General features: G+C 73.6%; 23 protein-coding genes. 14 read left to right on the top strand and 9 right to left on the bottom strand.

Features of this window, described 5'->3' with window-relative positions:
- The first annotated feature begins 131 nt into the window (after positions 1-131).
- Both ACIQUT_RS30550 and ACIQUT_RS30545 read left to right on the top strand, forming a co-directional pair.
- Positions 132-542 (top strand): hypothetical protein, encoded by a 411-nt coding sequence (locus ACIQUT_RS30550; protein WP_403567556.1) that lies wholly within the window; start codon positions 132-134, stop codon positions 540-542.
- Between the two features lie 189 nt (positions 543-731).
- Positions 732-1,790, top strand: a complete 1,059-nt coding sequence (locus ACIQUT_RS30545) for a M4 family metallopeptidase (protein WP_403567554.1) — start codon at positions 732-734, stop codon at positions 1,788-1,790.
- 43 nt (positions 1,791-1,833) lie between these two features.
- On the opposite strand, the gene ACIQUT_RS30540 is transcribed toward ACIQUT_RS30545, so the two are convergent.
- Positions 1,834-3,111, bottom strand: coding sequence for an Nramp family divalent metal transporter (locus ACIQUT_RS30540; RefSeq protein ID WP_403567552.1), 1,278 nt, complete (start codon positions 3,109-3,111; stop codon positions 1,834-1,836).
- Between the two features lie 179 nt (positions 3,112-3,290).
- Between ACIQUT_RS30540 and ACIQUT_RS30535 the strand changes: the two genes are divergently transcribed.
- Positions 3,291-3,971, top strand: a complete 681-nt coding sequence (locus ACIQUT_RS30535) for a M15 family metallopeptidase (RefSeq protein WP_403567550.1) — start codon at positions 3,291-3,293, stop codon at positions 3,969-3,971.
- Positions 3,972-4,076: 105 nt separating this feature from the next.
- Entirely contained in the window at positions 4,077-4,691 is a 615-nt protein-coding gene (locus ACIQUT_RS30530) for a DUF3995 domain-containing protein (RefSeq protein ID WP_403567548.1), read from the top strand.
- A gap of 18 nt (positions 4,692-4,709) precedes the next feature.
- Here ACIQUT_RS30530 and ACIQUT_RS30525 read toward each other — a convergent pair whose 3' ends face one another.
- On the bottom strand, positions 4,710-4,946 hold the full coding sequence (locus ACIQUT_RS30525; protein WP_403567546.1) for a hypothetical protein: 237 nt from the start codon (positions 4,944-4,946) through the stop codon (positions 4,710-4,712).
- A gap of 311 nt (positions 4,947-5,257) precedes the next feature.
- Here ACIQUT_RS30525 and ACIQUT_RS30520 point away from each other — a divergent pair, with 311 nt between their 5' ends.
- Both ACIQUT_RS30520 and ACIQUT_RS30515 read left to right on the top strand, forming a co-directional pair.
- Positions 5,258-6,418 (top strand): alkaline phosphatase PhoX, encoded by a 1,161-nt coding sequence (locus ACIQUT_RS30520; protein WP_403567544.1) that lies wholly within the window; start codon positions 5,258-5,260, stop codon positions 6,416-6,418.
- A gap of 133 nt (positions 6,419-6,551) precedes the next feature.
- On the top strand, positions 6,552-6,869 hold the full coding sequence (locus ACIQUT_RS30515; protein ID WP_403567542.1) for a PRC-barrel domain containing protein: 318 nt from the start codon (positions 6,552-6,554) through the stop codon (positions 6,867-6,869).
- Positions 6,870-6,891: 22 nt separating this feature from the next.
- Here ACIQUT_RS30515 and ACIQUT_RS30510 read toward each other — a convergent pair whose 3' ends face one another.
- Positions 6,892-7,596 carry a DsbA family protein gene (locus tag ACIQUT_RS30510; protein ID WP_403567540.1) on the bottom strand — a complete coding sequence of 235 codons (705 nt, stop codon included), beginning with the start codon at positions 7,594-7,596 and terminating at the stop codon, positions 6,892-6,894.
- 67 nt (positions 7,597-7,663) lie between these two features.
- Positions 7,664-9,160, bottom strand: a complete 1,497-nt coding sequence (locus tag ACIQUT_RS30505) for an FAD-dependent monooxygenase (protein WP_403567538.1) — start codon at positions 9,158-9,160, stop codon at positions 7,664-7,666.
- Between the two features lie 170 nt (positions 9,161-9,330).
- Here ACIQUT_RS30505 and ACIQUT_RS30500 point away from each other — a divergent pair, with 170 nt between their 5' ends.
- On the top strand, positions 9,331-10,023 hold the full coding sequence (locus tag ACIQUT_RS30500; protein WP_403567536.1) for a TetR/AcrR family transcriptional regulator: 693 nt from the start codon (positions 9,331-9,333) through the stop codon (positions 10,021-10,023).
- Between the two features lie 44 nt (positions 10,024-10,067).
- Here the strand turns inward: ACIQUT_RS30500 and ACIQUT_RS30495 are convergent, their stop codons facing one another.
- Both ACIQUT_RS30495 and ACIQUT_RS30490 read right to left on the bottom strand, forming a co-directional pair.
- Entirely contained in the window at positions 10,068-12,716 is a 2,649-nt protein-coding gene (locus ACIQUT_RS30495) for a SpoIIE family protein phosphatase (protein ID WP_403567578.1), read from the bottom strand.
- Between the two features lie 207 nt (positions 12,717-12,923).
- Positions 12,924-13,325: a DUF1992 domain-containing protein gene (locus tag ACIQUT_RS30490; RefSeq protein ID WP_403567534.1), complete on the bottom strand. Its 402-nt coding sequence runs from the start codon at positions 13,323-13,325 to the stop codon at positions 12,924-12,926.
- A 251-nt stretch (positions 13,326-13,576) separates the two neighbouring features.
- Between ACIQUT_RS30490 and ACIQUT_RS30485 the strand changes: the two genes are divergently transcribed.
- Entirely contained in the window at positions 13,577-15,034 is a 1,458-nt protein-coding gene (locus tag ACIQUT_RS30485) for an MFS transporter (RefSeq protein ID WP_403567533.1), read from the top strand.
- An 88-nt stretch (positions 15,035-15,122) separates the two neighbouring features.
- Positions 15,123-15,629, top strand: a complete 507-nt coding sequence (locus tag ACIQUT_RS30480) for an ATP-binding protein (protein ID WP_403567531.1) — start codon at positions 15,123-15,125, stop codon at positions 15,627-15,629.
- Between the two features lie 146 nt (positions 15,630-15,775).
- On the opposite strand, the gene ACIQUT_RS30475 is transcribed toward ACIQUT_RS30480, so the two are convergent.
- Positions 15,776-16,597 carry a SigB/SigF/SigG family RNA polymerase sigma factor gene (locus tag ACIQUT_RS30475; RefSeq protein WP_403567529.1) on the bottom strand — a complete coding sequence of 274 codons (822 nt, stop codon included), beginning with the start codon at positions 16,595-16,597 and terminating at the stop codon, positions 15,776-15,778.
- Between the two features lie 135 nt (positions 16,598-16,732).
- A complete protein-coding gene (locus ACIQUT_RS30470; protein WP_403567528.1) occupies positions 16,733-17,983 on the bottom strand; it encodes an AI-2E family transporter in 1,251 nt (416 codons plus the stop codon).
- A gap of 247 nt (positions 17,984-18,230) precedes the next feature.
- Between ACIQUT_RS30470 and ACIQUT_RS30465 the strand changes: the two genes are divergently transcribed.
- From ACIQUT_RS30465 to ACIQUT_RS30450, 4 genes are all read left to right on the top strand, one after another.
- Positions 18,231-18,842 carry a type 1 glutamine amidotransferase domain-containing protein gene (locus tag ACIQUT_RS30465; RefSeq protein ID WP_403567526.1) on the top strand — a complete coding sequence of 204 codons (612 nt, stop codon included), beginning with the start codon at positions 18,231-18,233 and terminating at the stop codon, positions 18,840-18,842.
- Positions 18,823-19,917: a glutamate--cysteine ligase gene (locus tag ACIQUT_RS30460; protein ID WP_403567524.1), complete on the top strand. Its 1,095-nt coding sequence runs from the start codon at positions 18,823-18,825 to the stop codon at positions 19,915-19,917. The genes ACIQUT_RS30465 and ACIQUT_RS30460 overlap by 20 nt, the downstream gene beginning before the upstream one ends.
- A 162-nt stretch (positions 19,918-20,079) precedes the next feature.
- Positions 20,080-21,774 (top strand): cytochrome c oxidase subunit I, encoded by a 1,695-nt coding sequence (gene ctaD, locus ACIQUT_RS30455; protein WP_403567522.1) that lies wholly within the window; start codon positions 20,080-20,082, stop codon positions 21,772-21,774.
- A complete protein-coding gene (locus ACIQUT_RS30450; RefSeq protein ID WP_403567521.1) occupies positions 21,764-22,153 on the top strand; it encodes a cytochrome c oxidase subunit 4 in 390 nt (129 codons plus the stop codon). The genes ctaD and ACIQUT_RS30450 overlap by 11 nt, the downstream gene beginning before the upstream one ends.
- Positions 22,154-22,189: 36 nt before the next feature.
- Here ACIQUT_RS30450 and ACIQUT_RS30445 read toward each other — a convergent pair whose 3' ends face one another.
- Positions 22,190-23,827 carry a cytochrome bc complex cytochrome b subunit gene (locus ACIQUT_RS30445; protein ID WP_403567519.1) on the bottom strand — a complete coding sequence of 546 codons (1,638 nt, stop codon included), beginning with the start codon at positions 23,825-23,827 and terminating at the stop codon, positions 22,190-22,192.
- A gap of 329 nt (positions 23,828-24,156) precedes the next feature.
- On the opposite strand from ACIQUT_RS30445, the gene ACIQUT_RS30440 reads away from it, so the two are divergent.
- Positions 24,157-24,954 (top strand): VOC family protein, encoded by a 798-nt coding sequence (locus tag ACIQUT_RS30440; RefSeq protein ID WP_403567517.1) that lies wholly within the window; start codon positions 24,157-24,159, stop codon positions 24,952-24,954.
- The last annotated feature ends 4 nt before the right edge of the window (positions 24,955-24,958 follow it).

Raw genomic sequence — 24,958 nt, 5'->3', positions numbered from 1 at the left:
GGGCGCGTACCACCGGGCCCGGTTGGCCGGGATGCTGCGGCGGAGCGGGCAAGTGGTCGAAGAGCGCCTTGGCGACAGGGGGTTCTGCCTAGACTGCCGGTGGACGCGGCCGTCCGGGAGGGGTGGGGAACATGGTCGAGAACCGTCCGGCCGGACCGGATGACGGCGGCCCCGGAGCCGAGGTCCTGGGCTCCTATCTGGAAGGGGTGCGGGCCCGCCTGAGCGGGGAGCGGTTCGACGTGCTCATCCGCGCCGTCCAGACCACCTGCGCCCTGCTCGGTGAGGGCCACCACCAGGCCGTCGTCGAGGTGCCCGGCGGCGGCGAACTCGCCCCCGACCTGCAGCGCGAGTACGTCTCCCTGCTCGCCGTGATGATCACGGGGCGGCTCGACCACCACCTGGTCGAACTCGACGCCCCCGAGGGCGACAAGGGCTGGGCCGTCGTCGAGAACACCGGCCCGCGGCACGACGAGGCCGAGCGGATGTGGATCCAGGCCGAACTCGACGGCATCCTGCGCGCCGGCAACCCGGCATCCCCCTGACCGCCGCCCGCGGCGGGCGGGGAGTCCGGTCGGGAGTCCTCGGGAGTCCGGTCGGGAGTCCTCGGGAGTCCGGTGCGGAATCCGGTGGGAGTCCGGTGGGGAATCCGTTCCCGGGCCTGGTCAAACGGGGTGGGCGTGCGCGAGGATCTCGGCCCGCACCCCACACCGCTCCAGCACGGGAGGACCTTCATGGCCCGCCGCACACACCGCGGCCTTGTCGCCGCGGCCACCGCCACCGTGGCACTCTTCGGCCTCGCCGGACCCGTCGCGGCCCTGCCCCCGGCGACCGGCGCAGGCCCGGAGGCCGGGCCGCCCCTGGCCCGGATCTTCATGGTCAACCCCGTCCAGTCCACCGGCGACCGGACGCTGACCGACGGCAAGGACGGGGCCGCCGCCGTGCCCGAGTCCGCGTACACCCTGGCGGCGCTGCGGAACCTGGACGGCAGCGGATCGCTGTCGGGGAAGTGGGCGTACGTGCGCTCGGACACCGGAGCCTCGGCCCGGCTCGCGGACGTGGGCGGGTACGACCGGAACGACGACCGCTTCGAGCAGGTGATGGCGTACTTCTGGGTCAACGAGGCGCAGGAGTACCTCCAGGGCCTGGGCTTCGGCAGCGAGCTGCCCGGAGCCAACGACCGGGCGCAGCCCGTCCGCATCAACCAGTGGGGTGCCGACAACTCCTTCTTCACCGACAAGAAGGCCGAGATCCGCTTCGGCAAGGGCGGCGTCGACGACGCCGAGGACGCCGAGGTCATCGTCCACGAGTACGGGCACGCGGTGCACCACGCCCAGGTGCCCGGCTTCGGCACCTCCCCGGAGGCGGGCGCGATCGGCGAGGCCTTCGGGGACTACCTGGCCGTCGCGGTCGGCTCGCACGCCGCCGCGAAGTACGGCTGGCCGGGCGGCGCCGACCCGGCGTGCGTCGCCGACTGGGACGCGGTCGCCTACACGGCCGCCCCGCACTGCCTGCGGCGCACCGACAGCGGCAAGGTGTACGCCGACCGGGTCGGCGAGGTCCACGCCGACGGCGAGATATGGTCCCGGGCGCTGTCCGACATCCGCGGGGCGCTCGGGGCGCGGACCGCCGACCGGATCATCGTGAACGCGCAGTTCGGCTTCCGCCCGGACACGAGCTTCCAGGACGCGGCGCTGACGACGGTCGCGACGGCGCAGCGCATGTACGGCACGAGCGCCGCGAACGCCGTGCGCGACGCGTTCAGGGCCCGGCAGATCCCCGGCATCGCCTGACGCACCGGCCGACTGCCCCGGCGGACCCGTGCCGCCGGGGCGGTCACCCGGCCAGGTCCCACAGCTGCTGTGCGCACAGCACCACGAACAGCAGCCCGGCGGCCCCCAGCATCGCGTTGCTCAGCATCCCGTTGCGCCAGGCGGCGGGCGTGCGCGCGGAGTTGAGCAGCCAGAGCAGGGTCAGCGCCAGGAACGGCATGAAGAGCGCGCCGACCACCCCGTACACGATGACGAGCCCGAAGGGCTGGTCCAGGAAGAGCAGGCTGACGGGCGGGAACGTGAGCCAGAGCAGGTAGGCCCGGAAGGGCCGCGACCGCTCGGGGCTCGTCCCCGCCGGGACGAGCGACGGCCGGTACTTGGCGGCGAAGTCGGCGAACATCAGGCTGACGCCGTGCCAGACGCCGATCAGCGAGGTGTAGGACGTGGCGAAGAAGCCCACCAGGAACAGCTTGGCGGTCGCCGCCCCGTAGCGCTCCTCCAGGACACCGCTCAGGTCGAGCAGCCCCCTGTCGCCCTTCGCCAGCGCCACCCCGGACGCGTACAGCAGCTCGGCACCGACGAACAGCATGGCCACGACGAAGACGCCGGTGGTGAGATAGGCGATGCGGTTGTCGAGCCGCATCACCCTCATCCAGCCGGTGTCCGTCCAGCCCTTCGCGTTGACCCAGTAGCCGTACGCGGCGAGCGTGATCGTCCCGCCCACGCCGCCGATCAGGCCGAGCGTGTAGACCAGCGAACCGTCCGGCAGGACCGGCACGAGACCGGCGAGTGCCGAGCCGAGGTGCGGCGTGACCCGGATCGCGAGGTAGACGGTCACCGCGAACATCACGCCGACGAGGCCCGTCATGACCTTCTCGAAGACGGCGTACCGGTTGAACCACACGAACACCAGCCCGGACAGGCCGCACAGCACCGCCCACACCTTCAGGTCCATCACGCCCGGGAAGAGCGCGGCCAGCGGGAGCGCGCTGGAGGACATCGCGGCGGCGCCGTAGACGAACCCCCAGACGACGACGTACCCCGCGAAGTAGACGCTGGTCCAGGAGCCGAGGCTGCGCCAGCCGTCGAACAGGGTGCGGCCGGTGGCGAGGTGCCAGCGGCCGGCGGCCTCGGCGAGGGAGATCTTGACCAGGCAGCCGATCACCGCCGCCCACAGCAGGGTGTAGCCGAACTTGCCGCCCGCGATGAGGGTGGCGACGAGGTCCCCCGCGCCGACCCCGGTCGCCGCCACGACCATCCCGGGGCCGATGGACCGCCAACTCGGCTTGCGCGGCGCGTGGTTCTCGCCCGCTCCGGTGCCGGTCTGGGTGGTGTCCGCCATCCGTGGCCGCCTTCCCGCTCGCCCTGGGTGATCCGGATCACCCAAGCGGCTCGGGGGCCCTCCCGCAAGAGGACCTCCCCGCGGGGGCGGGGGCGGGGGCGGGGCGAGGGCGGGGGCGGGGGCCGGGGCTGTCCGCGTGGCGTGCGGGGCGGCGGGCGCGGCCCGTCTACCGTGGCCCGGTGCGCCTCGCCCCCCTCGCCGTCGCCGTGGTCGTCGTGCTCGGCGCCGCCGCCCCGTCCTGTACGCGGACCGTGTCGCTCCCGCAGCCCGGCCTGCGCGTGGAGGCCCAGACCCGGGACCTGGCCGCCCAGGTGACGGGGGTCCCGCCGACCGCGCTCGGCGCCACCCACCGCCCCGGCTGCCCGGTCGGCCCCGACCGGCTGCGGCTGATCCGGATGAACCACTGGGGCTTCGACGGCAGGGTCCACCGGGGGGAGATGGTCGTCCACGAACGCGTGGTCCGCCCGCTGCTGTACGTCTTCGGCGAGGCCTTCCGGGCCCGGTTCCCGATCCGCCGGATACGGCCCGTCTCGGTGTACGGCGGCGACGACGCGAAGTCGATGGCCGACGACAACACCTCCGCCTTCAACTGCCGCCGGGTCACCGGGGACGCCTCCCGGCTCTCCCGGCACACCTACGGGGACGCCGTCGACATCAACCCCGTGGAGAACCCCTACGTGGACCGCTTCGGCACCGCCCACCCGCCCGCGAGCCGGCCCCACCTCCGCCGCGACCGCACCGCACCGGGCATGATCCGCCCCGGCGACGTCGTCACCCGGGCCTTCGCGGAGGTCGGCTGGCGCTGGGGCGGCCGCTGGTCCCACCGCGACTACCAGCACTTCTCGGCAACCGGCGGCTAGCTGCCCGCAACCGATCTTTGAGCGAAGGCGGCTCCCCCGCGCGGGGGAGCCGCCTTCGTCCGCGCGGACGACGCCCTGCCGCCCGGGTCCGGCGAGGGTGGAGCCGTGACGATCAAGCATGCTCCGGGCGATGCCGTGCGTCCGGCCCCGGGCCGGGCGCTCCGCCTCCGTCCGGGCACGTGGCCCGGGTTCGCCGCTGCGGCATGGGGGGTCCTGTTCGCGGTACCCAGTTTCGTCTGGGCCTCGGGCGGCACCTTCGGTGCGCAGTCGACGGTGGCTCCGTCGCTGATGACGCTCGCTCATGACCGGGTGACGTGGTTTCTGGCGGTCTTGTGGGTGACTGGCTTCCTGAAGCTCTTCGGGGCCTTGGTCGGTATCGGCCTGACGCGGCGCCGCGGCAAGCGGACGGGGCGGTTCTTGGTGTTCTGCGGTGGCGGTGCGACGGTCCTGCTCGTCTGGCACGGATGTCTGTTCGTCGTCCACGGAGTGCTGGTTGAGGCCGGGGCACGCGCTGTCGCGCCTGATCTGCTCGGGTTGACCCGCTGGTACCTCTGCCTGTGGGGGCCGTGGTTCGTTGCCGGTGGTCTGGCCTTCGCCGCGGCCGCCGCGCACTATGTCCGCCGACACGATGCCCGGCGTGAGCTGAGGCTTTACGGCTCCGTCGGGGCGCTGGGCGCGTTGCTCCTGTCCGTGGCCTCGGCGGTCACCGGGGTCGGCTGACGGCCGCCTGCGTGGTGGTCATGCGGCTTCCACCCAGGCTCGGGTGCGGGCCAGGCGGCGTAGCTCCACCAGGTCGGCGTACGAGTGGGCGGTGTCGGTCCAGTACGGATGGGCGTACAGGAGGCGCAGCTCGTGGATCAGTGCGCGCCGCAGCCGGGTGGTGCCTGCCCGGGGCTGCCGGGCGAGGGCGGCGTAGGTCTGGATCACCCTGATCTGGGTGAGGAGGAGGTCATCGGGGAATTCGGTTCGCGCCATGCCTGAATTAGGCCACTTGTTCGATTTTGCGGGCAAGTGGAATCCGGTCGCCGGAGCGCTCGTACGTTCGTGCGAGAGATCACTCGTGGGTGTCCCGCTCGGGCCTGCCGTGCGCCTCTGCGATGACCACGGACGTGGGGCGGGACACCTCAAGGGGCCGGCGGTACGCTCCCGGCGCCCGGTTGCCTCGGGGCCCGGCAGCAGCCGTCCCCGCGACACCCGGCGTTGGCGTGGACGCCACGCCCAGCCCCTAATTTCCTCAGCGCTTCCCCCCGCTCTCCCCCGCTCTCCCCAATCTCCGAGGAGTGACTGTGGAACGTCGTACCTTCCTGCGCGGCGCTGTTGTCGGCACCTCCGCCGCCGCCTTCGGCGGCACGCTCATGCGCGGCGCCGCCTACGCCGCCCCCGCCCAGCCCGGCCCCGGCCCGTACGGGGCGCTCGGCCCGGCCGACGCGAACGGGATCATGCTGCCCAGCGGCTTCACCAGCCGCGTCATAGCCCGCTCCGGCCAGACCGTCTCCGGCACCTCCTACACCTGGCACAACGCGCCCGACGGCGGCGCGTGCTACTCCGACGGCACGGGCTGGATCTACGTGTCCAACTCGGAGATCAACCCGTCCGGCGGGGCGAGCGCGGTCCGCTTCAACGCGTCCGGCACCGTCACCTCCGCGTACCGGATCCTCTCCAACACCCGCCAGAACTGCGCGGGCGGCAAGACGCCGTGGAACACCTGGCTCTCCTGCGAGGAGGTCAGCCTCGGCTACGTCTACGAGACCGACCCGTGGGGCGTGAACGCGTCGGTCCGGCGGCCCGCGATGGGTCGGTTCAAGCACGAGGCGGCCGCGGCCGACCCGGTCCGGCAGGCGGTCTACCTGACCGAGGACGAGTCGGACGGCTGCTTCTACCGCTTCCTCCCCACCACCTGGGGCAACCTCTCCTCCGGCACCCTCCAGGCCCTGGTCGCCGGCTCCGGCACCTCGGGGTCCTTCAGCTGGCAGAACGTGCCGGACCCGGACGGCTCGCCCACCACCACCCGCAACCAGGTGTCCGGCGCCAAGCGCTTCAACGGCGGTGAGGGCTGCCACTACGCCAACGACACGGTCTGGTTCACCACCAAGGGCGACAACCGCGTCTGGCAGCTCAACCTCGCGAACAACACGTACGAGCTGGCCTACGACGACTCGCTCGTGGTCGGCGGCGGCGCCCCGCTCACGGGCGTCGACAACGTCACCGGGTCCTCGTTCGGCGACCTGTACGTCGCCGAGGACGGCGGCAACATGGAAATCTGCGTGATCACCCCGGACGACGTCGTCGCGCCGTTCCTGCGGATCACCGGGCAGTCGTCCTCCGAGATCACCGGTCCCGCCTTCTCGCCCGCCGGCAACCGGCTGTACTTCTCCAGCCAGCGCGGCACCACCGGCAGCTCCTCCGGCGGCATCACCTACGAGGTGACGGGCCCCTTCCGCACCTGACCCCGCCTCCTCCCGCACGCCGCGGCGCGGCCCCGCCGGACCCCCGGCGGGCCGCGCCCGTCGCCGGGCCGTGTGGGGCCGTGCATAGTGGGTAGACGGGGTGCCCCCGAGCCCGAAGGAGAGGTGAGGACGTATGGCCGCTGACATGGCCGACCTCATCGGATACAAGGTCGAGGCCTCCGACGGGACCATCGGCAAGATCGATCGGCACAGCGAGTACGTCGGGCGGCAGTACATGGTGGTGGACACCGGCCCGTGGATCTTCGGACACCACGTCCTGGTGCCGGCCTCGGTCGTCACCCGGGTGGACGACGAGAACGAGACCGTCCACCTGTCCGTCACACGGGCCGAGGTCAAGGACGCGCCCGAGTTCGAGCGCGGCCAGCACCAGGACGACATGGCGGCCATCCAGATCATCGAGCACTACTACTCGAAGAACAGCCACACCTGAGCCCGCGCCCCCGCACCGCCGCTCAGCGGCGCGGCGGGCGCTCCGCGGCCGATTTCAGGTACCGGCGGAGGGCCGCACTGTCGTCCATGACGTGGCGGTCGCCCTCCTTCACGGGCAGCCCGTTGACCTCCATCGACGGGGTCCCGCGGACCCAGGAGGCGCTGAGGGCCCGGTCGGCGGCCTCGACGAACTCGCGGTGCCGTGCCGTGCGGACCGCGTCGTCGAAGTCGCCGTCGCGCAACCCGTCGATCGTGGCGGCCAGGTCGAGCAGGCCGTTCGTGCTGAAGCCGCCGCGCCGCTTGGCCGACGCCTGGCCGTCGTAGACCGCCTGGTGCAGGTCGACGAACTTGCCCTTGTCCAGCGCCGCGCGCAGGGCGTTGACGGCCCGCTTGGACCCGGAGCCGAGGAACGAGCCCAGTGCGAACTGCAGCTGGAGCTCGCCTGCTGCCGCCATCAGGAGCAGGCGGGGCCCGGTGCCGGTGGTCTCGAAATCGGCGCAGGCCGGGCAGCTCGGGTCCTCGAAGAGCTTGACGGTGAGCTTCGCCGACGGGTCACCGACCACGATGGTGGTCCCGTCCGGGCCCAGTGCCTGCGCCACGGACCCGACGGTCCCGGTCTCGCGCTCGCCCTCGCCCGGCCTTCCCAGCGGCAGGCATCCGGCGGTCGCCGGCGCCAGCGCGGCCGCCCCGATCGCCACGAGCACCTGTCGTCTGGATCTGACCTGCATGTATGTCTCCTCCCCTGGTCTGAAGAGGCGAGCGTACGCACTCCGGCCCGGCCTCCCGGCGACGGGGTCAGCCGACTGCCGGTATGCGGGCGGCCACCGGGCCCGCGACCAGGGCCGACCAGTCCGCCAGGTCGGCCGCTTCGGCCGCGGAGGACCCGGCCCAGGCCGTGTAGCCGTCGGGGCGGATCAGGAACAGGCCGCGGCCGTAGCCCTCGTGGGCGGCCATGCGCGCCGTGCGCAGCTGCGGCAGCGGCGGGAGCTGCTCCGGCAGGTCCGTGTCGACGGCGAGCAGGGTGAAATGCGGCCCGCGGAAGAGGTCGAACAGCCGCAGCCCGTCGCGCCGGCCGTCGGGGGCGCGGTCACCCGCGGTGAGGGCGTCCTCCGGCAGCCCGGACCGGGTCTCGCGGGAGAGCGACGAGTCCCGGTGGTGGATGCCGAGCTGGCGGGTGGCGGCCCCGCGGCGCGCCTCGCCGCGGTGGATGCGCGTGGACAGCCCCAGCACGGCGGTCGCCTGGGGCAGGCGCTCCTCCTCGTACGTGTCCAGCAGGGCCTCGGGCGCGCCGTCGCACAGCACGGCGGCGAGCTTCCAGCCCAGGTTGTAGGCGTCCTGGACGCTGGTGTTGAGGCCCTGGCCGCCGGCGGGGGAGTGGATGTGCGCGGCGTCGCCGGCCAGGAAGACCCGCCCCTCCCGGAACCGGTCGGCGAGCGCCGCGTTGACCGTGAAGTCCGAGGCCCAGCGGACCTCCCGGACGTCCTCGGCCGGGACGTGGGTGAGCTCGGCCACCAGGGCGCGGACGTCGTCGGCGGACAGGTCGGGCCGCACCTCGCGGTACTGGCCGACGAACTGGAACTCCTGCGTGTGCGGCAGCGGGCACAGGGCGGCGAAGCCCCGGCTGCCGTCCTCGGCCGGCGGGAAGAGGTGCCAGTTGTCGCGGTCCAGGTTGTCGACGACCACATCGGCCACGACCAGCGGGGTGGGGTCGACGCGTTCGCCGGACATCGTGATGCCGAGGAGCCGGCGGACCGTGGACCGGCCGCCGTCGGCGCCGACCGCGTACCGGGCGCGGACCGCCGCGGCCGGGCCGCCGTCCGACGAGAGGAGGGCCTCGACGCCGTCGGCGTCCTGTGTGAGGGCCGTGAGCTCCGTGCCGAACCGCACCTCGCCGCCCAGTTCCCGCAGGCGGGCCAGGAGGATCTCCTGCGTGCGCCACTGCGGCAGTATCCAGGGGCCGGTGTAGGGGGCCTGCTCGGTGGGCTCGGCCTCGTCGAACATGGTGTGCTCGCCCAGCCGCACGCCGTCCTTCCACGCCATGCCGACCGGGGCGACGCCGCCCCGGCGCAGCACGTCCTCCAGCACGCCGAGGTCGTCGAAGACCTCCAGCGTCCGCGGCTGGATCCCCTTGCCGCGCGAGCCCGGGAACAGCCCCGCCGCCCGCTCCACCACCAGCGGACGCACGCCCCGCCGCGCCAGACAGCAGGCCAGGGCCAGGCCGGTCGGGCCAGCGCCCACCACCAGCACATCCGTCACGCCGACAGCCCCGATCCCGTTCGTGTGTGCGCTCATCGTCATCCCCGTTCGTCGTGCGGGCGCACCACGCGCCCGCCCTCACACTTCCCACCTCCTTAACGCTGTTAAGGAAGTGATGGCACGAGGATGCCCTTAACGTTGTTAAGCTGTCAACCCCGATGATCCGGACGCCGCGCGTCCGTGCGACCACAGGAGAGAGACGGGCGATGACCCCCAAGTCCGACCGCACGCCGCCCCGCGTCCCGCCGCTCAGCCGCGTGACCGTCGCCGAGGCCGCCCTGCGCCTGCTGAACGAAACGGGACTGGAGAAGCTCACGCTGCGGGCCATCGCCGCCGAACTGGACGTGAAGGCCCCCGCCCTGTACTGGCACTTCAAGAACAAGCAAGAGCTCATCGACGAGATGGCCACCGAGATGCACCGGCGCATGACCGCCGACCCGGCGGCCGTGCCGCCGTCGCACGGGGCCGGGGCGGAAGGGCCCGGGTGGCGCGCGATGCTGCTGGCCGGCAACCGCCACCTGCGGCACACGCTGCTCTCCTACCGCGACGGCGCGCGCGTCTTCAGCGGCTCCCGTTTCACCGGCACCGGGCACGGCGAACACGTGGAGGCCCACCTCCGGGCGCTGCAGGAGGCGGGCCTCGACCTGCCGCAGGCCGTCCGGGCCCTCGCGACCGCCTTCGTCTACACGCTGGGCTTCGTCACGGAGGAGCAGGGCGTCCACCCCGTCCCGGGCGAGCGGCGGGAGGGCTTCGACGTGGCCGAGCGCGGCGAGCGCCTGGCCGAGTACCCGCTGGCCGCGGCCGCCGGGTCGCACCTCTTCGAGGACTTCGACGCCCAGTTCGAGGAGGGCCTCCAGCTCATTCTCGACGGCATCGCCGCACGCTACGGCGTGAGCTGACGAAGCCGGCGATGCCGGGGCCGGCCTTGCGGAATGGGGTCGGTTCAGTCCTCCTCGCCGTCCGGCAGCTGCTGCTCCGACCAGATGACCTTCCCCTCCGGCGTGTACCGCGCCCCCCAGCGCCGGCTGAGCTGGGCCACCAGGAAGAGCCCGCGGCCCCCCTCGTCGGTGGTCGTCGCGTAGTGCAGGCGCGGTGAACTGCTGCTGCCGTCGAAGACCTCGCAGGTCAGCACCCGGTCGCGGAGCAGGCGGACGCGCACCGGTGCCGCGCCGTGCCGGATCGCGTTGGTGATGAGCTCGCTGAGCACCAGTTCGGTGCTGAACGAGAGCTCCGACAGCCCCCACTCGTCCAGCTTCTCCATGGCGACCGCGCGCAGCGCCCCGACCGCGCTGGGCTCGAACGGGACCTCCCACTCGGCGATCCGGTCCGCCGGCAGCACCGAGGTCCGCGCGACCAGCAGGGCCACGTCGTCTCGGGCGCGCACCGGCAGCAGTTCCTGCAGCACCGCCGTCACCGTGTCCTCCGGTTTGCGGTCGGCGTGGGCGAGCGCCGCGCGCAGCAGGTCGAGCCCCTCGTCGATGTCCCGGGCCCGGTCCTCGATCAGCCCGTCGGTGTACAGCACCAGCTGGCTGCCCTCCGGGAGGTCCAGCTCGGCCGCCTCGAAGGGGAACCCGCCGAGCCCCAGGGGAGCCCCGGCGGGCAGCTCGGGCGTCTCGACCCGGCCGTCCGGGTACACCACCGCCGGCGGTACGTGGCCCGCGCGCGCCACCGTGCAGCGCCGGGCCACGGCGTCGTAGACGGCGTACATGCAGGTGGCGCCGAGCAGGCCGCCCTCGGCTCCGCCGCCCTCCCCGTTCTGGTCGGTGTACTGCACGAGGTCGTCGAGGCGGGCCAGCAGCTCGTCGGGCGGCAGGTCGAGGGAGGAGAAGTTCAGCACGGCGGTCCGCAGGCGGCCCATGGCCGCGGCCGCGTGCAGTCCGTGGCCGACGACGTCGCCGACGACGAGGGCGACCCGGCTGCCGGAGAGCGGGATCACGTCGAACCAGTCGCCGCCCACGCCGGACTGCGCGGGCAGGTAGTAGTGGGCGACCTCGACGGCGTTCTGCTCGGGCAGGTCGCGCGGCAGCAGGCTGTGCTGGAGGGCGACGGCGAGGGCGTGCTCGCGGGTGTAGCGGCGGGCGTTGTCGATGCTGACCCCGGCCCGGGCGACGAGCTCCTCGGCGAGGGAGAGGTCCTCCTCGTCGAACGGCTCCGGTTTCTCGGAGCGCCAGAAGTTGACCACGCCGAGGACGACGCCGCGGGCCTTGAGCGGGGCCGTGATCAGGGAGTGGACCCCGTACTCGATGATGGCCCGGGCGCGCGGCGGGTCCTGCGCGTGCCAGCCGGGGGCGTCTTCCAGGTCGGGGATCAACCCGGCCTGGCCGCTGCTGAGGCCGCGGGCCTGCGGGGTGGAGGGCAGGAAGTCGATCAGCCGGCCGCGGGGGTACAGGGGCACGTCGTCGCGGATGCCGCTCACGCCGGTGCGGCGCAGGTCGACGGCGGCTGCGGTGGGCTCGTCGCCGAGCAGGACCGGTTCTGCGAGGTCGACGGTGACGAAGTCCGCGAAGCGGGGCACGGCGACGTCGGCCAGCTCCTGGGCGGTGCGCTCCACGTCGAGGGTGGTGCCGACGCCGACCCCGGCGTCGTAGAGCAGCCTGAGCCGTCTGCGGGCGGCCTCGGCCCGGGTGGTGAGGACCTGCATCTCGGTGGAGTCCCGGATGGTGACGGCCATGCCCTCGGTCCTGCCGCCCGAGGGCCGGGTCGGCCGCTGGTTGATGACCAGCAGCCGCTCCCCGGCCTCCATCACCTCGTCGGTGGCCTCCCGGCCGGAGAGCAGCAGGTCGGCCAGGTGTCCGTCGAGTTCCGGGAGGTCGCGGATGTGCCGGCCCTCGGCGTCCGGCGGCAGGCTGAGGAGTCGTTTCGCCTCGTCGTTCGCGAGGAGCAGCCGGCCGCCGCGGTCCGTGATCAGCACCCCTTCGCGTACGGAGTGCAGCACCGCGTCGTGGTGCTCGTACATCCGGGTCATCTCGAGCGGGCCGAGGCCGCGGGTCTGGCGGCGCAGGCGCCGGCTGATCAGGGCGGCGCCTGCGGTGCCGAGGGCCAGGCCGGCCGCGCTGGTGCCGAGGATCACCGGGAGCTGCCGGTCCACGACGCCGGTGACGTTCTCGACGGTGAGCCCCGCCGACACCAGTGCCTCGACCTTGCCCTTGTCGCCCTCGGAGAAGACGGGCACCACGGCCTGGATCTCCTTGCCCAGCGGGCCGTCCACGCTCTCGGTGTACACGCGGCCCTTCAGCGAGGGCTCGATCGTTCCGACGAAGCGTTTGCCGATCCGGTCGGGCAGCGGATGGGAGTACCGGATGCCGTTGGTGTCCATCGCGACGATGAAGTCGACCCCGGCGGCCTTGCGCGTCTGCTCCGCCAGCGGCTGGAGGGTCTTGGACGGGTCGGAGGAGCGCAGCGCCTCGCGCAGCGCGGGGGAGTGCGCGAAGGTCTCGGCCACGGCCACGGACCGGCCGCGGGCCTCCCGGTCGACGTCGCTGCGCGACTGCAGGACGAGGGCCAGCACGGCGCCGGCGGCGAGCAGCACCACGATCGCCACCTGAAGGACGAATACCTGTCTGGCGACGCTCCGCGGGCGCTTCCCGCTCAGTGACCGCACCGATGTCCCCGGCACGGGTTGCAAGGACGGGCCACGAGACCATTTGTAGCACTGTCTATGGCTGTCGGCCGGAAGTAGCGGCGGGGTAAAGTCCGCGCCGGCGCCCCCGATGCCGCCCCCGATGCCGTCGACGCTGCTGCCCCCGATGCCGATGCCGATGCCGCTGCCGACGCTGCCGCCGGCTCGCGGGACTGCGCGTCAGCCGGTGCGGCCTGCGCGCCAGGCCGCGAGGACCTCGTCGACGTCGAACACGGACAGCCGCAGCGGCGGCCCGGGCGGAGGCCTGCGCAGTGCGGCGCGGATCTTCTCGTTGATCTCCGCGAGGACGGCGCGCACCTGCCGCTCCGAGCGGGCCGCGTGCACCGCCTCCATCGCGTCCTCGGCCTCCTTGCGCAGGGCGAGGCTCGGCGGCAGGGCGGCGAACCCCTCGCGGTGCAGCTTCTCCCTGACCCACCACATCTCGTCGTACGGGGTGTCGGCGGAGGCCAGCGGCTTGCCCATGCCCTCCAGCCGGTCGAACGCGCCGCGCTCGGCGGCCTCGCGGATCTGCCGGTCCACCCAGGACTCGAAGTCGACGCCCGGTGGCTTGCGCTCGGTCACGGTTCCTCCCTCGGTTCCGACCCGGGCTCGCGGGATGCCGGGCCCCACGTCCCCCGGCCCACGTCCCCCCACGTCCCCCGGCCCGCGTCCCCCACGTTCCCCGGTCCTTCGGCCTGCTGCGGCCTGCCGGCGGGCCTCTGGCGCCAGCGTAGCGCCGCGCTAAGTATCTTGACGTCGAGATTGATGTCCGGCAGGCTACCGCAAAGTATCTCGACATCGAGATATCTTCGCGGGGGACTCGGAGGTCCGGCATGAAGCAGCGCGGCGGGGGACCCGGCCTGATCGCACAGCTGCGCCGGCCGCCCGGCGGCCGCGACGCCCGGATCATGCTCTTCGGCCAGCTGCTGGACCGGACCGGTACCGGAGTGTGGGCCGCGTCCTCGGTCCTGTTCTTCACCTTCGTCGTCGGGCTCGACGCCGGGCAGCTGGGCCTGATGCTCGGGGCCGGCGCGATCGCGGGCATCGCCGGATCACCGCTCGCCGGACACCTCGCCGACCGCTTCCCGCTCCGCCCGCTGCTGATCGCCTGCCATCTGGTGCGCCTCGCGGCACTCTGCGCCCTGCTCGTGGTCACCCGCTTCGATGCTCTGGTGCTCGTCGTCGCCCTCACCCACCTGGGGGACCGGGCCGCCAAGACGCTGGAGATGCTCTTCGCCACCCGCGTCGCCGGTGAGCGGCGCGCCACCTACCAGGCCCTCTCGCGCAGCGCGGCGAACGCCGGCTACGCCGTCGGAGCGGGCATCGCCGCCCTCGGCCTCGCCGTCGGGACCCGGGAGGCGTACGCGTTCCTCATCCTCGGCAACGCGGTGTCGTTCCTGGCGGCCGCGGTGCTGGTGTGGCGCACCCGGGAGCCGTACGGCCACGGCCGCTTGACCGCGCCGGCCGAAGGCGGGGCCCCGACGGGCGAGGACAGCGGGGCGGACGGGGCCGGCGCGGACGGACCCGCGGCGGGTGGAGCCGCGGCGGTCGGATCCCGGGCGGTCGGATCCGCGGCGGGCGGGGCCGCGGCGGGCGGGGCCGCGGCGGGCGGGGCCGCGCGGGGCACGCCCGCGGGGGACGGGCGGAGCCCGTGGCGGGACCGCGGCTACCTCCGCTTCGTCCTCCTCGACATCCCGCTGAACCTCGACGACGCCATCCTCAACGTCGGGCTCCCGCTGTGGCTCGTGCACCGCACCGACGCGCCCCACGCCCTCGTCCCGGCCATCCTCGCGATCAACACCGTGCTCGTCGTCGCCCTGCAGCTGACCGTCTCCGCCCGGGTGGGGGAGCCGCGTCAGGCCGCGCGCGCCTCCGCCTGGTACGGGCTGTTCCTGCTCGCCTGCTGCGCCGCCGTCGCCCTCACCCCCGCCCGCGGAGCCCTGGCCGCCTCGCTCGCCCTGCTGGCCGCGGCGGTGCTGGTCACCGCGGCGGAGCTGGTGCGCTCCGTGAGCTCCTGGGAACTCGCGGTGTCGCTCGCGCCGCCGCAGGCGAGGGCTTCGTACCTGGGGGTGGCCGGGATCTCCCCGTCGGTGCAGAAGGCCGCGGGCCCGCTGCTGCTGACCGGTGCGGTCATGCCGGCCGGGCCCGCCGGGTGGCTCGCGCTCGGCGCGGCGGTCGCGGGGCTGTCCCTCGTACAGCGCAGGGCCGGCCTGCGCCGGCTGGACACCGTCCTGCCGGCACCCGCCGGGCCCCGGCTGCCGGCCCGGGAGGACGCCGCGCCCGTGCCCTGAACCCGCCCGTCCCGGCGAATGTTCTCGGCCCGTCAGGGTAGGCGGTTTTCGGCAGGTCGCACGGCAAGGAGGAACGGGGCACCAGGCCATGAGCGAGGAGATCCGCAGGCTGGCTCTCGGCAGCGGAGCCGGAGGCGTTGTGGCCCGGTGCCGCGACTTCACCCTGGACGCTCTGGCCGCCTGGCAGTGGATCGCCCGGCCGCCCGGTGACGGCCGGCGGGCCGCCGACGGTCAGTACGGCGCCGACGGGCGGTACCGCAAGGAGGCGGCCGCCGAGGACCCGGACCGGGCCGAGGCCGCCGAGGACGTCCTGCTGATGGTCTCCGAACTGGTGAGCAACGCCTGTGTGCACGCGGGCGGCCCCAGCGAACTCGTGCTGCGCCGCACCCCGGACCGGCTCCGCGTGGAGGTCGGCGACGGGAGCCCCGAGCACCCCCGCCGCCGAACGGCCGCGGACCCCGCCCTCCCCGGCGGGCACGGCCTGCTGGTGGTGGAGCGGCTCTCGCGGGACTGGGGCTGGGAGCCCCGCCCGGACGGGACCGGCAAGACGGTCTGGGCCGAGGTGCCGTACCCGCTGCCGCGGCGGCTGCCCTGAGTGGTCCGCGGAGGTGCCGCGATGGTCCGGGGTCGTCTGCGGGCCGGTGCGGGCTGGTCGCGCAGTTCCCCGCGCCCCTCACGGGGCAGTTTCCCGCGCTCCTCACGGGGCGCAGTTCCCCGCGCCCCTCACCGGGCGCAGTGGGGTCACGCGTCATCGAGCAGGCTCGCCCGCAGCATGGCCAGCGTCCGGCTGAGCAGCCGCGAGACGTGCATCTGGGAGAGCCCCAGCCGCTCGCCGATCTCGGACTGGGTCAGCTCGTCCCCGAACCGCAGCGACAGCAGCGTCCGCTCGCGCGCCGGCAGGGTCGCCAGCACCGGCTTGAGGGACTCCAGGCACTCGATGCGGTCGTACGCCGTCTCCTCCTCGCCGAGCGAGGGCCGGTCGGATCCGGGCTGCCGTTCGCCGTCCTCCCGCGCCGGCGCGTCCAGGGAGCGCGCCGAGTACGCGTGCGCCGCCTTCTGCCCCTCCGCGAACTCCTCTTCGCTCACGTTCAGGTGCTCGGCGATCTCGCCGTCGGTCGGCTCGCGGCCGAGGTCCTGCTCCAGGGCGTCGTGCGCCTTCGCGGCGCCGATCCGCAGCTCCTGCAGCCTCCGGGGCACCCGGACGGCCCAGCTGGTGTCGCGGAAGAACCGCTTCATCTCCCCGGTGATGGTCGGCAGGGCGAACGTCGTGAACTCCACGCCCCGCGCCGGGTCGAACCTGTTGATGGCCTTGATCAGGCCGATCGTCCCGACCTGGACGATGTCCTCCATGGGCTCGCTGCGGCCGCGGAAGCGGCGCGCGGCGTACTTCACCAGGCTGAGGTTGAGTTCCACGAGGGTGTTGCGCACGTAGGAGTACTCGGCCGTGCCTTCCTCAAGGGCCCGCAGTCTGCGGAAAAGGGTCTCCGACAGGGCGCGGGCCTCGCCGGTGCTGACGCTCAGCGTGTCCTGCGGGATTCCTTCGGTGACCTCTGCGTAGAGCATGTCGGCTCCTCCGACGGGTGGTCGCGCCGCACCGCCGTGCGACCCGGCCGTCTCGTGAGCTTTCCTGAGGGATATACCCGCGGGCGACCGCCGCGAAAGCAGCCCGCCGGACCGGGCCGGTCGGTCCCCCGCGCATCAGGCCCCGCCGGCCTGGTTCCGCAGCGCCAGCCGGACCGCCCACAGCACCGACACCAGGGGTACGGCCACCACCGCGCCCACCAGCCCCGCGGCGATGGTCCCCGCCGCGACCGACAGCGCCACCACGACCGGGTGCAGCCGCACGGCCCAGCTCATCACCATCGGGTGCAGCACGTGCCCCTCCAGCTGCCCGATGACCACGATCAGCGCGACCACGAGGGCGGCGATCAGCGGTCCCTTGGACGCCAGCGCGACGACCACGGCGACGGCGAGCGCGATCGGGGACCCGATGAGCGGGATGAACGCGAGGAAGAACTCCAGCAGGGCCAGCGGCACCGCCAGCGGGACCCCCAGCGCGTACAGCGCGACCCCGACGAGCACGGCGTTCGTCGCGGCGACGAGGACGATCCCGTGGGTGTACCCGGTGAACGCCCGCCACGCCGCCCGGCCGGCGACCTGGGCCCGGTCGCGCCCGCCCGGCGGGAGCTGGCCGCACAGCCAGTTCCACTGCCGCTCGCCGGACGCGATGAAGAACACGGCGCAGAACAGCCCCAGCGCCCCCACCGTCAGCGCGTGCGCCACCCGGCCCGCGCTGTCCCAGGCCGTGCTGAGCAGCGAGGTGCGGTGGCTGGTGAGGTAGGAGCCGATCCGCTCCCGCAGGTCGGTCAGCGCGCCGGGGGCCATCCCGAACGGCGCCCGGTCCAGCCACACCTGCAGCCGGCCCAGACCGACCCGGAACTCCGCGATCAGCGACTGCCACTGCACGGCCACCGTCTCGCCGATGCCCGCGAGCACCCCCGTCAGGAGCACGGCGCTCCCGATGATCGCGAGGGCCACCGCCGGGGGTCGGGGCATCCACCGGTCCAGCAGGTCCGCCACCGGACGCAGCAGTGCGGCCCCGACCAGGCCGAGGAAGACGGCCACGGCCACCTCGTGGAACCGGCCCAGGACCGCGAAGACCGCGTACACGGCCGCGCCGACCACCAGCAGCCGCCAGGCGTACGCGGCCGCCGTCCGCAGCAGCGGCGACACCGCGCCCGGGCCCGCCCCCGCCCCCGCACTCGCCCCGGCCGGTGGCGGCCTCCGGCCGCGCACCCCGGCCCCCGCCCCCGCCCCGGCCGCGGTCCCGGTTCCGGCCCCGTACCGGGCGCGGGTGCGGCGGGCCGCCACCCGGATGGAGGAGCGCGGGCCGTCCCCGCGCGGCCCCGCCGGGCGGCGGTCCGGTCGCGCCGCGGATCGCCTGGTCATCTGCGCGTGCACCGCCTCTGCCGGTGGCGAAGGGCCTGTCGCCGTACGAGGTGCCACGCAGGGCCGGACGGCGCACGCGCCCGCCGGCAGATTCGCCCGAAGGAGGCGGCCGGACGCCGGATGCCCGGATTCCCGGAGTTCCGCGGACGGGCATCCCTGCCATGCTTGAGGTGAGTCCAACCGGGCAGACGCGGTACCCACCTGGGGTCCGGCCGGCCCGGGCCCCGGACCGAAGGAAGTGAGCCTGGTGCGCATCGCCTTTCTGACCGCGCCCGCGGGCGTCGAGGAGATCGAGCTCATCGAGCCGTGGAAAGCCGTGCTCGACGCCGGCTGGGATCCACGGCTGGTCTCCACGAAGCCGGGGGAGGTCCGCGCCTTCCGGCACCTGGAGAAGGCCGGCCGCCACCACGTCGACGACGTGCTCGGGGACGACGCGGCCGGGGCCGCGGACGGCTTCGACGCACTCGTCCTGCCCGGCGGCCTCGCCAACCCGGACGCCCTGCGCCTGCACAAGGGGGCCGTCCGGTTCGTCCGGCGCTTCTTCGACGCGGCCAGACCGGTCGCGGCGATCTGCCACGCGCCCTGGACCCTGGTCGAGGCCGATGTCGTACGGGGCCGCACGCTGACCTCGTGGCCGAGCCTGGCCACCGACATCCGCAACGCCGGGGGCACTTGGGTGGACGAGGAGGTCCACGTCTGTCGCGCCGCTCCCGCCACCCTGGTCACCAGCCGAAAACCGGCGGACCTGGACGCCTTCTGCGGGGCGTTCGTCAAGGAGTTCGACAGGGAGTTCGACGCGGGGTTCGAGTCGGGTACTTCGGCGAGGAGTTCGGCGGGACATGACCACGGTCGGGGTTGAGGAAGAGTACGTACTGCTGGACCCCGCCACCCACCTCCCGGTGGCCTGCGCCGAGGAGGTCCGGGCCCGGGCGGGCCTCGGGACCTGGGTGGACGAGGGTGAGGTCCAGCACGAGCTGCTCCAGGCGCAGGTGGAGGTCGCCACTCCCGTCTGCACGGACCTGGAGGAGGTCGGCGGCCACCTGCTGCGGCTGCGGCACGCGGTGGCGGCGGCCGCCGAGCAGGAGGGGTGCGTGGTCGCCAAGACCGCCACGTGGCCGCTCCGGGACGGCTTGCCGGTACCGGTCACCCGGGAGACGCGGTACCTGAAGATGCGCGAGGAGGCCGGGCGGCTGGTCGACGAGCAGCTGATCAACGGGATGCACGTGCACGTCGCGATCCCCGACCGGGACACCGGCGTGGCGGCCATGAACCGGGCGCGGGTCTGGCTGCCGACCCTGCTGGCGATGTCCGCGAACTCGCCCATGTGGGACGGGCGCGACACCGGCTTCGCGAGCTGGCGCACCATCGTCTTCGGCCGCTGGCCGGTCAGCGGCCTGCCGCCGCACTTCGACTCGCTCGCCGACTACGAGCAGCGGATCGACGCGCTCGTGGAGTCCGGGATGATCGCCGACCGGGGCCAGCTGTACTGGCAGGCGCGATTGTCCGAGCGCTACCCCACGATCGAGATCCGGTGCCTGGACGTGCAGCTGGAGGCCGACGACGCCGTCCTGCTCGCCGGCATCGCCCGGGGCCTGATCACCACCGCGGTCAACGAGGAGAAGGCGGGCGCGCCGCCGCCCGTCTGCGCCCCCGAACTGCTGCAGGCCTCCCTGTGGCACGCGGCCCGGTACGGGCTGAGCGGCACCCTCCTCGACCCGAACGGGCACCGGCAGAGCGCGGGTGACGTGCTGTACATGCTGATCCAGCACATCACCCCGGCCCTGGAGGAGGCCGGGGACCTGCGGGAGGTCAGCGCCCTCCTGCACCGGCTGCTCCAGCAGGGCACCCCCGCGGACCGGCAGCGCCGGGCCTTCACCGACGGAGGGATCCAGGCCCTGACCGACCTCATCACCACCAAGGATGCCGCGGACTGACCCGGCGTCCGCCGCCCCGTCCGCAGGGCCCGGCCGGACCGGTCCGACCGGGCCACATTGCGGCGCGCCGCCGCACGGCCGCGCCCCCGCAGCCTGTAGCAGAGGGGGTACCGGTACGGCGGCCGCCGGGCCGCGGTGCGGCGGCGAGGCTCGGGAGGCCGGATGACGTCAGTGGACCCCTCACCCCACGGCGCACCGCCCCCCGCGCCGGAGGGGTCCGCCCGGCCGGCGGCCGGGCCGCGCACGGAGCGCCGCGTCGGCCAGGGCGCGGCGCTGCTGCGCTGGCTGTCGACCACCGACCACAAGGTGATCGGCAACCTCTACCTCGTGACGGCCTTCGCCTTCTTCCTGTTCGGCGGGGTCCTGGCCCTGCTGATGCGGGCCGAACTCGCCCGCCCCGGCAACCAGATCTTCTCGAACCAGCAGTACAACGAGCTGTTCACCGTGCACGGCACGGTGATGATGCTGCTGTTCGCCACCCCCACCTTCACCGGCTTCGCCAATGCGGTCATGCCCCTGCAGATCGGCGCGCCCGACGTCGCGTTCCCCCGGCTCAACGCGTTCACCTACTGGGTGTACCTCTTCGGCGCCCTGATGGTCGTGTCCGGGTTCCTCACCGAGCAAGGGGCGGCCGCGTTCGGCTGGTTCGCGTACGCCCCGCTCAACGGGGCCGTGTACGCGCCCGGCCCCGGCTCCGACCTGTGGGTGATGGGGCTGGTGGTGTCCGGGGTGAGCACGATCCTCGGCTCGGTCAACTTCATCACCACCGTCATCTGCCTGCGCGCCCCCGGGATGACCCTCTTCCGCATGCCGATCTTCACCTGGAACGTGCTGTTCACGTCGATCCTGGCGCTGCTGGCCTTCCCCGTCCTCGCCGCCGCCCTGCTGGCCCTCGAAGCGGACCGGAAGTTCGGCGCGCACGTCTTCGACGCGGCGTACGGGGGCGCCCTGCTGTGGCAGCACCTGTTCTGGTTCTTCGGCCACCCGGAGGTCTACATCGTGGCCCTGCCGTTCTTCGGGGTGGTCAGCGAGATCCTGCCCGTCTTCAGCCGCAAGCCCATGTTCGGCTACGCCTCCCTGATCGGCGCCACGATCGCCATCACCGGGCTGTCGGCGACGGTGTGGGCGCACCACATGTTCGCCACGGGTGCGGTGCTGCTGCCGTTCTTCGCCCTCCTGTCCTTCCTGATCGCCGTACCGACCGGGGTGAAGTTCTTCAACTGGATCGGGACCATGTGGAGCGGTTCGCTGTCCTTCGAGACGCCGATGCTGTGGTCGGTCGGCTTCCTCGTCACCTTCCTCCTCGGCGGGCTGACGGGCGTCCTCGTGGCCTCGCCGCCGCTGGACTTCCAGCTGACGGACAGCTACTTCGTCGTCGCCCACCTGCACTACGTCCTGTTCGGCACGATCGTCTTCGCGACCTTCGCCGGCTTCTACTTCTGGTGGCCCAAGCTCACCGGCCGGATGCTGGACGAGCGGCTCGGCCGGATCCACTTCTGGACCCTCTTCACCGGCTTCCAGACCACCTTCCTCGTCCAGCACTGGCTCGGCGAGGCCGGCATGCCCCGCCGGTACGCCGACTACCTGGCCGGAGACGGGTTCACCGTCCTCAACTCGGTCTCCACCATCGGGGCCTTCCTGCTGGGGCTGTCCACCCTGCCGTTCCTCTACAACGTGTGGCGGACGCAGACCCGCGGCGCGCGGGTCACCGTCGACGACCCCTGGGGCTGGGGGCGCTCACTCGAATGGGCGACGAGCTGTCCGCCGCCCCGGCACAACTTCCACACCCTGCCGCGGATCCGCTCCGAGTCCCCGGCCTTCGACCTGCACCACCCGGAGGTGGTCCGTGAAAGGTGAGGCCTGGCTGTTCACCGGCACCGCCCTGTTCTTCGGGGGCACCATGGCCGTCTACGCCTGGTTCTCGGGGGAGCCGGCGGGAACCGCGGCCCTGGCCGTGTCGTTCCTCATGACGGCCCTCGTCGCCGCGTTCCTGTGGCGGCAGTACCGGCGCGGCGGCAGCCGCCCGGAGGACCGGGGCACGGCCGAGGTCCAGGAGGCGGGCGGGCGCCGCGCGTTCTTCCCGGGCCGCACCTACCTCCCGGTCACGGCGGCCGCGGGCACCGCCCTGATCGGCCTGGGCGTGGTCCAGGGGCTGTGGCTGTGCCTGATCGGGTTCGGCGTGCTGCTGCCCGCGGTGGTCGGCTTCGCCTTCCGCACCCTCGACCACCCGCAGTAGCAGGGGCCGTACGGGCCCGGGGCCGGACCGGCTCCCTCAGGCCCCGTCCGCGGGCGGCCGCCGGTCCGGACCGGCCAGGGCGTCCTCGACCGCGCGGCGCTGCCCGGCGGTCGCCGGGTAGCGGACCCGGTCGGCGTAGTACCAGGCGGACAGCGCTGACCGGACACGCCGCGCCACGCCCCGCATCCGCCGTGCCAGGCCCCGCATCCGCCCCGCACCGGCCGCCGGCTCGGGCTCCGGCCGCGCCGCCGGCAGGGGCCGCGGCCGCTCCCGTACGAGGATCCCGTACCGTTCGTCGGCCGACAACGGCCGGTGCTGCGGGCGGAAGCCGCCCTCCACCCCCTGGACCACCAGCCCCGATTCCGTGCCCCCGGCCAGCTCGGCGGCCTCCCGCGCCTGCAGCGCCAGGCACAGCCGCCGGGTGGTCCAGAACGCGACCGCGGGCACGGCGAAGAACGCCACCCGCAGCGCCCAGGTCACCCCCGCGACCGGCACGTCGAAGACGAACGCCGCGATGTCCTGGCCGCCCGCGACGAGCAGCACGGCGTAGCAGGACAGAGCCCCCACCGCCAGCCCGGTGCGCACCGGCCGGTCCCGCGGCCGGTCGCACAGGTGCCGCTCACCCGGCCCCGGCGTGATCCAGCGTTCGAAGAAGGGGTACGCGTACAGCACCGCGAACAGCAGCCCCGGCAGGACCACCGCGGTGAGCAGGGGGTTCCAGCTCACCGTGTGGCCCCAGAGGCGGGTCTCCACGCCCGGCATCAGCCGCAGCGCCCCCTCCAGGAACCCGATGTACCAGTCCGGCTGGGAGCCCGTGGAGACCAGGTCCGGCCGGTAGGGGCCGTACACCCAGATCGGATTGACCTGCGCGGCGCCCCCGAGGACCGCGAGCACGCCGGCCACGGCCAGGAACAGCCCGCCCGACTTGGCCGCGTAGTTCGGGAAGAAGGGCGGGCCGACGGCGTTGCGGGCGGTCCTGCCGCGGCCGGGCCACTGGGTGTGCTTCAGCACGAACACCAGCAGCACGTGCACGGTCACCAGGGCCACCAGCAGGCCCGGGACGAGCAGGATGTGCAGGGCGTACAGCCGCGGCACGATGTCCTCGCCGGGGAACTGGCCGCCGAAGACCAGCATGCTCAGGTACGTGCCGACGACCGGAACCGACAGCATGATCCCCTGCGCGATCCGCAGGCCCGTGCCCGACAGCAGGTCGTCCGGGAGCGAGTAGCCGGCGAACCCCTCCAGCAGCGCCAGCAGGAAGAGCGTGACGCCGATCAACCAGTTGAGCTCCCGCGGCCTGCGGAAGGCGCCCGTGAGGAAGACGCGCAGCATGTGCACCCCGATCGCGGCGACGAACACGATCGCCCCCCAGTGGTGCACCTGGCGGACCAGCAGCCCGCCCCGCACGTCGAAGCTGATCGCCAGCGTGGAGTCGAACGCCCGGCTCATCGGCACGCCCTGCAGGGGCTCGTACGAGCCCCGGTAGACCTCCTCGGCCATCGACGGGTCGAAGAAGAAGGTGAGGTACACCCCGGTCAGCAGCAGCACGACCAGGCTGTACAGGGCGATCTCGCCCAGCAGGAACGACCAGTGGTCGGGGAAGGCCTTGCGCAGCACCGACCGGGTGAGCTCCGCCAGCGGCAGCCGCGCGTCCAGCCACCCCGCCCCGCGCACCGCCGGGCTCCCCGACCTGGCCTTCCGTCCTGTCGTCCGCGTCGACGCCGGCACCCGGTGCACCTCCTGTCGGGGCCCTCGCCGTCGCAGGGAGGGGGAGGAGAGGGCCGGGCGAGCCGCCCGGAGTAGCCGCAACGCTACAGAAAGTGGTCAATGCGGATCAATTCAGACACGGTGCTCCCGGTCCGAGGCGCATGATGGTGGTACCACCACCGGACGGGCGCGCGGACAGGCCTGTGCATGCCGCCACGGCAGTACAGCCGCGCCCGACGTGCGGGCCACCTCCCCTGACGCGAGGATGGGGCGGGGACAAGGACGGAGCGTGAGTCGTGGAGATTTCTACGAGAGAGGTCTTCGGCGCCCCGTGCTGGGTGAGCCTGATGGCCCGCGACCTGCAGCAGGCACAGGAGTTCTACGGCGCGGTCCTCGGGTGGAAGTTCCGGCCCGACCGCCTGGGCGACGCGTTCACCATCGCCGAGCTGGAAGGCGTCGCCGTCGCCGGCATCGGGGCGCTGGCCGGAGACCTGGCCGTCGCCCCGACCTGGACGCCGTACTTCGCCGTCGACGACGCCGACGTGGCCACGGACCGGATCCGCGAGCGCAGCGGCACGATCGCGGTCGGCCCCGTCACCTTCTCCGGCGGCGGCCGGGGAGCCCTCGCCGCCGACCGGGACGGCGCCGTCTTCGGCATCTGGGAAGGCCGGGTCTCCTCCGAGTGGCGGGTGGGCCGCGGCCGGGCGCCGGCCTGGCTGGAACTGCGCACCCGCGACGCCTTCGAGGCTGCGATGTTCTACGGAGAGGTCCTGGAGTGGGCCACCGGCCGCGTCGGCTGCTGCGAGGTCTCGTACGAGGACGACCAGGTCGTGCTGCGGCAGGCCGGCGAACCCGTCGCCCGGCTCAACGGCGGCCTCGGCCCCGACGCCGCCTCGCACGCCCCCGAGTCCAGGCCCCGCTGGCACGTCTACTTCCGCGTCGCGGACCTCGACGAAGCCATCGACGCGGCCCTCGCGGCCGGCGGCACCACCCTGTCGACGATCGTCTCCAGCGCCACCGAGCGCTGGGTCACCGTCCGCGACCCCGAGGGCGCCATGCTCACCCTCACGGCCGCCCGGGCCCAGGACGGCTGACCCG

This window comes from Streptomyces sp. NPDC090445 (assembly GCF_044769385.1).
Classification (GTDB): domain Bacteria; phylum Actinomycetota; class Actinomycetes; order Streptomycetales; family Streptomycetaceae; genus Streptomyces.
This window is presented reverse-complemented; position numbering and strand designations above follow the sequence as displayed.